This is a genomic window from Mucilaginibacter gossypii (assembly GCF_900100945.1).
GTDB lineage: Bacteria > Bacteroidota > Bacteroidia > Sphingobacteriales > Sphingobacteriaceae > Mucilaginibacter > Mucilaginibacter gossypii.
Genome location: NZ_FNCG01000002.1, coordinates 654,404 through 661,766 on the forward strand (window position 1 = coordinate 654,404; position 7,363 = coordinate 661,766).

Here is a 7,363-nt window from a genome sequence, read left to right on the forward strand (position 1 = left end):
GTTAGGTGTTTCACCCTTAATCCAACGGTGGCTGATTTTGAGTGTATTTTTGTGCTTCTTTTTATGTTTTTTGATAAGACCGGTTGACGAAATCTTGATGGTGACAAAGTACTGCCACCATTGCTTAAAGCCGGGAAGATTAGCTTTGCGCTTTTCTGTGTATATGACGAAGCTTCGCTTCGTCGGCCCTGAGGCCTGAGTACTTTTATTGCCGCTGCACATATGCCGCATGTGCTTTATCTGATATTAGTTTAAACATACCCGCGAAACGCGTACCAGCATGGTAAAATACTTGTTCGCACAATTGAGATTTAGCAGTTTAATGGTAGTTTTGAGCCAACCAATCGCAATTTTATGAGACGTTTAATTTATATGCTTGCTTCAGTATTTACTATGCTGACTGCCAATGCACAACCGGCTCCCGTTAAGGTAAATGAAGGGATGCTGCAGGGTACTTTTGAAAATAGCCTCACAGTTTATAAAAGTATTCCATTTGCCGCTCCTCCGGTTGGTAAATTGCGCTGGTGCCCTCCGCAACCCGCCGCAAAATGGGATGGTGTGCGCCTGGCCGACAAATTTGCCCCGGAACCTATGCAAGGGGGCAACCCTGTGTCGGGAAAAAGTGAAGATTGCTTGTACCTGAACGTTTGGACACCTGCTAAATCACCCGATAGCAAAATTCCGGTCCTTGTATGGATTTACGGCGGTGCTTTCAATGCCGGCGGCACTGCCGAATGGGCTTATAACGGTGCCAATCTGGCGAAAAAAAATGTGGTGCTGGTAAGTATCGCCTATCGCGTGGGCCAGCTTGGATTTTTGGCGCATCCTGAATTGAGCGCCGAAAGCCCCAAACGAGTATCCGGTAACTACGGCCTTCTTGATATGATAGCAGCACTTAAATGGATTAAACAAAATATTGCAGCCTTTGGAGGCGATCCTGGCAAGGTAACTATTTTTGGCGAGTCGGCAGGAGGCATCGCGGTTAGTATGTTATGTGCAAGCCCACTGGCTAAAGGACTGTTTCGCGGGGCCATTTCCGAAAGCGGGGGCTCATTTGGCCCAACGCGTACCACAACATTTCCGGGCGAAAATATGAAAAAGCTGCATGATGCCGAAGCTGCCGGCGAAGCATATGCTAAAGGTGCCGGGTATCCCTCAATTGACAGTTTGCGAAAAGTTGATGCTGATAAGCTCCCCGCCGTACGCGGGCTTGCATGGCCCATTGTTGATGGCTGGGTGATTCCCGATGATCAATATAAGCTCTACGAATCCGGTAAGTATAACGACATACCAATACTGGTTGGTTATAACTCTGATGAAGGGGCCAGTTTTTCGCCGCCTAAAACTACGGATGACTATATCGCCGCAGTAAAAAACCGTTATGGAAAATTCGCCGATGAACTTATTAAGGCTTATCCGCCCGGCACCGGTACGGTAGCCAAAACCGCGCGCGACTTAACACGTGATGCAGCGTTTGGCTGGCATACCTGGAGCTGGGCTACATTACAGGCAAAAAGGGGCAAATCCAAGGTTTTTTATTATTATTTTGATCAACACCCCGAGTATCCGGCAGGTTCCTCGCAGGCAGGTTATGGATCGCCGCATGCACAGGAAGTGGCTTATGTGTTCGGCCTGCTTAATGTATCAGGTGCGCAGGCTAAAGCAGACCTTGATATTTCGGATGCAATGAGTACTTACTGGACAAACTTTGCAAAGTATGGCGACCCCAATGGTGACGGAAAGCCCGAATGGCCGGCCTACAGCCCCGCCCGTCCGGCAGTAATGTACTTTTCCCAAACGGCGCATACCGGCCCTGTTCCGGACCTTGCGTCGCTGAAAGTATTGGATGCTTATTTCAGATGGAGGCGTTCGCCGGATGGCCAGGCCGGTGTTAAGTAAACCGGAGCGCCCGGCTCCTCGTAAATGGCAGGTACCGGATCAAAGAAAATAGCTGTTAGTCCGATTAAGCTTTAAATAAAACTTGAATGAAGTTAAGAACTATTGATGCAACATCACTGACACCGGCCGAAATGCAGGTTTATCTGCACTATGCCATTGCTCCCCGGCCAATATGTTTTGTATCCACTATCAACAAAAGCGGCGGGGTTAACTTAAGTCCGTTTAGTTTTTTTAATGTTTTTAGTATCAACCCGCCAATATGTGTTTTTTCGCCCACAAGCAGGGCGCGGGATAATACCACTAAACACACGCTCGAAAATGTTTTGGAAGTGCCTGAATGTGTGATCAATATTGTGAACTATGATATGGTGCAACAGACCTATTTAACCAGTATGGATTACAAAAAAGGGGTAAACGAATTTGCGAAAGCGGGCTTTACTGAACTGGCTTCGGATACGGTAAAACCACCGAGGGTGGCGGAGTCGACCGTTCAATTGGAATGTGCAGTGAATGATGTGATATCGTTAGGAAAAAACGGGGGCGCGGGTAATTTGGTTATTGCTGAGGTGAAACGGATCCATATCAGCGAAGCTATTTTGGATGCTAATGATAAAATAGACCCGCATAAAATAGATCTGGTGGCCCGTTTAGGTGGCGATTGGTATTGCAGGGTAACCGGTGATAATTTATTTAAAATTTCCAAACCAACAGGCAGCGCCGGAATAGGTATCGGTGTAGATGCTTTTCCAAAAGAGGTTAAATATTCCAAAGTATTAACCGGGAATGATCTTGGGATATTGGGGCTTGTTGAAGCGCTGCCATCACATGAGGAGGTAAACGCTTTTAGCAAAACCGATGAAATGAAAGAACTGGTTGATGCTGCCACCAGTGACACTCACACCCTGCACCTGCATTTAAAAGCCAAACAATTGTTAGATAACGGCCGTGTAACGGATGCATGGAAAGTGTTGCTGATGTAGGTTACGCTTGTGCCTGTAGGTGATTAGCTTATAAAAGTCAATGCTACCGTAAGCGGTAGTGAGTACTTACGGCAACGGGAATTGACAGCATAATAGTAATTGGCTTTTATAGTAAGGTGGATATTAGCTATTTTTGAGCATGAAACTAAACCGCCTTATCATACTGTGTTTTGCTGTTTTATTTTTTTATGGATGTAGAAAAGGAGAAAACGCAAAAGAAATAATACCAGCACTTACACCCGGTCCGGGAGCGGCAGAAATTGGACTATCAGGTGATATAAAAAACCCTGATGGCTCCGCGGCCGAAGGAGTGGATGTTACTATAGATGGACATAAAATCACAACTTCAGCTTCCGGCTTGTTTGAGTATACCGGCAAAGTAAGTAACGCTGATAAGGTAAAACTTTCGATATCTAAAAAAGGGTATTTCAAATTCAGTAAAACCTTTACCCTGGAAGAGAATAGTACGATAGAAAACCTCTCTTACCTTTTAGTTTTGGAACAAACCGTCGGAAGTTTCGGATCGGCAAGCGGCGGTACCATTACCACTACCTACGCTACGCTGGTTTTTCAGCCTAATAGCTTTGTTAACCAAGACGGAAGTGCCTATAATGGAAACGTGACCGTAAAAATGCCTCCCAATATCATTAGCGAATATGCGGATAAATTGCCGGGGGATACCAGGGCTTTAACGGCAACGAATCAGAAAGTTGTGTTAGACCATTGGGGCGGGATGAATGTGCAGGTTTATGGCAACACGGGGCAACTGCTTAAACTGGTAAAGCCGGTTAATTATACCTATAAAATTGACTGGCGATATGTTTACATTAACAAAAGCAACCCAATAAAGATATGGAGTTACGACGAAGCCGATGATATCTGGAAAGAAGCCGGCGACGCTACCTTGAACGGACAATATTTTACCGGTAGCACAACAAGCCTATCCTATTTGCAATGGGGCACAGCTTATCCGCAAGCTTTGCTCAGGGCTTATGTAACGGATGGCAATTCAAACCCGGCCAGCTTTTTTAGGCTTGGTTGCGGTATAGATAATTACGCCGTTAATAGTTTTTCGGGCGTAAGAATTAACTCGAAAGGCGTTGCATTAATTTACGTGCCGGCCAATACACAAATACGTACAGCCGTAGCATCGCCATGTTATGATATGTTGAACGCCTTTTTAATCCCGCCAATTGCGGTCGATAAAAAATTGGAGCAACCACTGGTTGTTAATTTGGCGCTATACATAACCACCTTTGAGGGTAAAATAGAAGATTGCGGATTTAACGGCGTGAAGGGCAGGGCCGAGTTTACTTTTAACGGCAAAAAGATGCTGAGTAATCTTGATAACAATGGCTATTTTAAGTTTACCTTCCTTCTGTGCCAGTTCAATGGTTACAATGGTAAATTGGTTGTTTATGATGAGCAAAACAAAATTATTCATCAAAACAGCAATAACCCGATAAGGGCCGGCATTAAAAATGCCTATTTGGCTTCATTGTGTACTGTACCGCAAGCTGGTAAGGTAACAATAAATGTAAATGGAAAAACCTATACGTTTGAAACGCCTAAAGATAGCCTGTCGATGAGCGAGACTTTTGAACCCTGGAATGGTAGCCCGACAACCATGATCTCTGCGCACAGTGCCGACAGAACACAGGGCTTTCTTCTGACTTATCTTGGCTTTAAAGGGGGGAAAGTTGATTTGTATACCTGCGGCTTTTCTATACCTTCAAATAATTACACCATGACGTGGGGGCTTTACGAACGTGGTACTACCCAGATCACAAAATATAAAACGAGCGACACCTTAATTGAGGGAACGTTTAAAACTAAAACTAATCTCAATTTTTCGGTAGGGGCGCCCGGTGAGGTGGTGGAGATAAGCGGTAGTTTTAATATTTCGAGGTAACGGGGGATTAGCCTATAAAATCCCCCGCTGCCGCAAGAGCTGGGGGGGCGGCACCTGTGCACCAATTAAAGGCAGCGTATGCTATGATTAATTTTATAAAAATTCAATCAATTCCGCTTCTCCAACGCATCTTGGCCCTTCGTGTATCCACCATTTTCTGCCTATATTTAAGTAGTGCTCTATTTTCCAACCTAAAAAGAATCTTACAGTTACTGCTTTTTCTTCACCGGGCTCAATTGTAAACCCATCATCCCACCTAATATCCCCGATGTATGTTTCAAACCTGTTGCCATCTTTGTTATATTCAAAAACGTGATTGGGCCGGTATCCGCTTAATATCCCTGTTCGTCTTCCGCCATCTTTGGTTGCTTTTAGCTTTATTAAAGCTTTAACAGAAATTAGTTGGTGTTCTTCCTGCTTTATTTCCCTGATACTCGCAAGAGTATATTTATCATAAGCCATAACATCAAATACTTTTGATGCCCCTGTATCAAGCCATCTTTTGTAGATGAGTTTGCCGTTCATGTATACGTAGAGTTCGCGATCTTTGACTTCTTTGTGGATTAGCATGGTATTTATAAAGGTAGAAATTGTGCGTGTAAACACCATGAACTATAAGATAGTTAGTGTTGAGAACGTGCTACACATGAGCACCAGCCAAGGGGAGTTTAACCAACCACTGCGACAGCCATGTTTCAGGTGCTTTTTATCATTTTAAAAGAAATAATAAAAATAATAAAAATAATATCATAAGTTATAATTAAATCGTTAATAAGCTTAGTTACAAATCTGAACCTTACTTCAAGTCACAAATCATCCATGCTGAAATTTTTGCTAATTCTTTTCTTGATGAGCTTTTTATCATCTATCATCAGCGCTCAAACCTTAGATAGGATAGAAACCGGCATAACCGATACATCAAAAAAACATTCGCCTGTTCGATCCCGATCTGCTTCTTTTGCACCCAAAATTTATCAGTCACGAGAGAGAATATATCATCCGGATAGTTCCCATATCCCGCACAAGGCAGTTATGCGTTCTTTTATGATTCCAGGTTATGGACAGGTCTATAACCGCAGATGGTGGAAAGTGCCGTTGATTTATGGTGGCCTGGGACTCCTGGCCTCGGCAATAATATATAACCAACATCAATACAATGAATATCTCACTATATCGCGATATCGTCAGGGTGATCCGCCAAGCCCCGGCGCCCCCTATTACGACCGATATGTTCTTTTCAGGGATTATCAGGTTTCTGATGCCCGATTGAGCGATGTACGGGAGAATTCAAGAAGAAACAGGGATTTGAGTATAATGGGTTTTCTGGCAGTTTGGGGCATCCAGGCAATTGATGCATACATTGATGCGAAGTTCCTGCATTCTTATTCAGTTGATAATAATCTATCATTCAGGGCAACTCCCCAAGTTATAAATCAACGGGTATATGCACAGCATGCCGGCTTTAAATATATTCCGGGTATTAAAGTAATTTGTAGCTTCTGATAAGTTGTTTAAAAGCGATTCAGTAAAACTTATATTAAAAAGTCACGAGTACGCTACCCTTTTGCCCTGCGCTGCATATTCGCGCCAATTTGGAATAGCATTACAAACTATCAAAATCGTTGATTAATACCATTACTTGTCCGAAAAGCGCCATGGTTCATAGTAGGTTGCCTGTTAATTTTGTATTTAAAAAAGAAGCGCAAAATGAACAGGACAACCGCAACTCAAATCATCATCAGTCAGATCAAAAACAAGCAGGTTAAATACCAGGAATTGGCCAATGCCATCAGCAGAAGCTTAGTTTGGACAACCCTTGCGTTGCACGGGCAGGCTGTAATGGAAAAACACGAAGCCGAAAAGATCGGCGAACTGCTTGATCTGGATGCAGAACTTGTAACCTCCCTGCAGGAGATCCCCGATAGAGGTTCCTTAGATGAAATGCCGCCTAAAGACCCTACCCAATACCGTTTTTATGAATTGCTGTTGGTTTACGGCACAACCCTTAAAGCTATCATCAACGAACAGTTTGGCGACGGAATCATGAGCGCCATTGATTTTACCATGGATATCAGCAAGGTTGAAAACCCTGCCGGCGACCGCGTTAAGGTGATTATGGAGGGCAAGTTTCTGCCGTTTAAGAAGTGGTAAACTAACAATGTTTTCTTTGCCTTGGTTGGAGTTATACAACTGCTAAACTTCGACTTGTTGGGGACATGATTACATCCCCTCAATAGAATTCGATAGTGTACTACTTGCCGATCATTTTTTTACTTAAATATGGGCTGTAATCGAGAACGCCTGTGGAGGATGGACATTTATAATGTTGAAAAAAGAAAGGATAAAAAGCACTATACCTCCAATTGCTGGTGCACGCGTGTCGCTTGTACCTTGTCCGTTTGCTTTGAAAGGATTTTTGACGAATTTGCAACTTCACCTAATTAGATTTGTGACCAGTTGAGAGGAACACGCGGCACGTGGCCGTTGCACAACGCGCCAGTTATTTTATAATAATTTATGTTAAGATACTGGTTTTTAGTATCTTAATGACATGCAAGGAAAGAAGCACTAT

6 protein-coding genes are annotated in these 7,363 nt (G+C 43.5%); 5 read left to right on the top strand and 1 reads right to left on the bottom strand.

Translation table 11 applies throughout. The features are described from left to right. Window positions 1-354: 354 nt before the first annotated feature. From BLS28_RS06205 to BLS28_RS06215, 3 genes are all read left to right on the top strand, one after another. Complete coding sequence (locus tag BLS28_RS06205; protein ID WP_091163437.1) at window positions 355-1,899, top strand: carboxylesterase/lipase family protein; 1,545 nt, start codon at window positions 355-357, stop codon at window positions 1,897-1,899. A gap of 86 nt (window positions 1,900-1,985) precedes the next feature. Further along, a complete protein-coding gene (locus BLS28_RS06210; protein ID WP_091163440.1) occupies window positions 1,986-2,879 on the top strand; it encodes a flavin reductase family protein in 894 nt (297 codons plus the stop codon). Between the two features lie 139 nt (window positions 2,880-3,018). Beyond that, complete coding sequence (locus BLS28_RS06215) at window positions 3,019-4,791, top strand: hypothetical protein (RefSeq protein WP_091163443.1); 1,773 nt, start codon at window positions 3,019-3,021, stop codon at window positions 4,789-4,791. 93 nt (window positions 4,792-4,884) lie between these two features. On the opposite strand, the gene BLS28_RS06220 is transcribed toward BLS28_RS06215, so the two are convergent. Beyond that, entirely contained in the window at window positions 4,885-5,361 is a 477-nt protein-coding gene (locus BLS28_RS06220; RefSeq protein WP_091163445.1) for a hypothetical protein, read from the bottom strand. 279 nt (window positions 5,362-5,640) lie between these two features. Between BLS28_RS06220 and BLS28_RS06225 the strand changes: the two genes are divergently transcribed. Together BLS28_RS06225 and cynS are read left to right on the top strand one after the other, a co-directional pair. Beyond that, a complete protein-coding gene (locus BLS28_RS06225; protein ID WP_091163449.1) occupies window positions 5,641-6,294 on the top strand; it encodes a DUF5683 domain-containing protein in 654 nt (217 codons plus the stop codon). A gap of 204 nt (window positions 6,295-6,498) precedes the next feature. After that, entirely contained in the window at window positions 6,499-6,942 is a 444-nt protein-coding gene (gene cynS, locus BLS28_RS06230; RefSeq protein ID WP_091163451.1) for a cyanase, read from the top strand. Window positions 6,943-7,363 lie beyond the last annotated feature (421 nt).

Excerpts from the sequence above, each read along its gene's own strand:
- BLS28_RS06215 (WP_091163443.1), top strand. The coding sequence starts at position 3,019 with ATGAAACTAAACCGCCTTATCATACTGTGTTTTGCTGTTTTATTTTTT.
- BLS28_RS06210 (WP_091163440.1), top strand. The coding sequence starts at position 1,986 with ATGAAGTTAAGAACTATTGATGCAACATCACTGACACCGGCCGAAATG.
- BLS28_RS06225 (WP_091163449.1), top strand. The coding sequence starts at position 5,641 with ATGAGCTTTTTATCATCTATCATCAGCGCTCAAACCTTAGATAGGATA.
- BLS28_RS06220 (WP_091163445.1), bottom strand. The coding sequence starts at position 5,361 with ATGCTAATCCACAAAGAAGTCAAAGATCGCGAACTCTACGTATACATG.
- cynS (WP_091163451.1), top strand. The coding sequence starts at position 6,499 with ATGAACAGGACAACCGCAACTCAAATCATCATCAGTCAGATCAAAAAC.
- BLS28_RS06205 (WP_091163437.1), top strand. The coding sequence starts at position 355 with ATGAGACGTTTAATTTATATGCTTGCTTCAGTATTTACTATGCTGACT.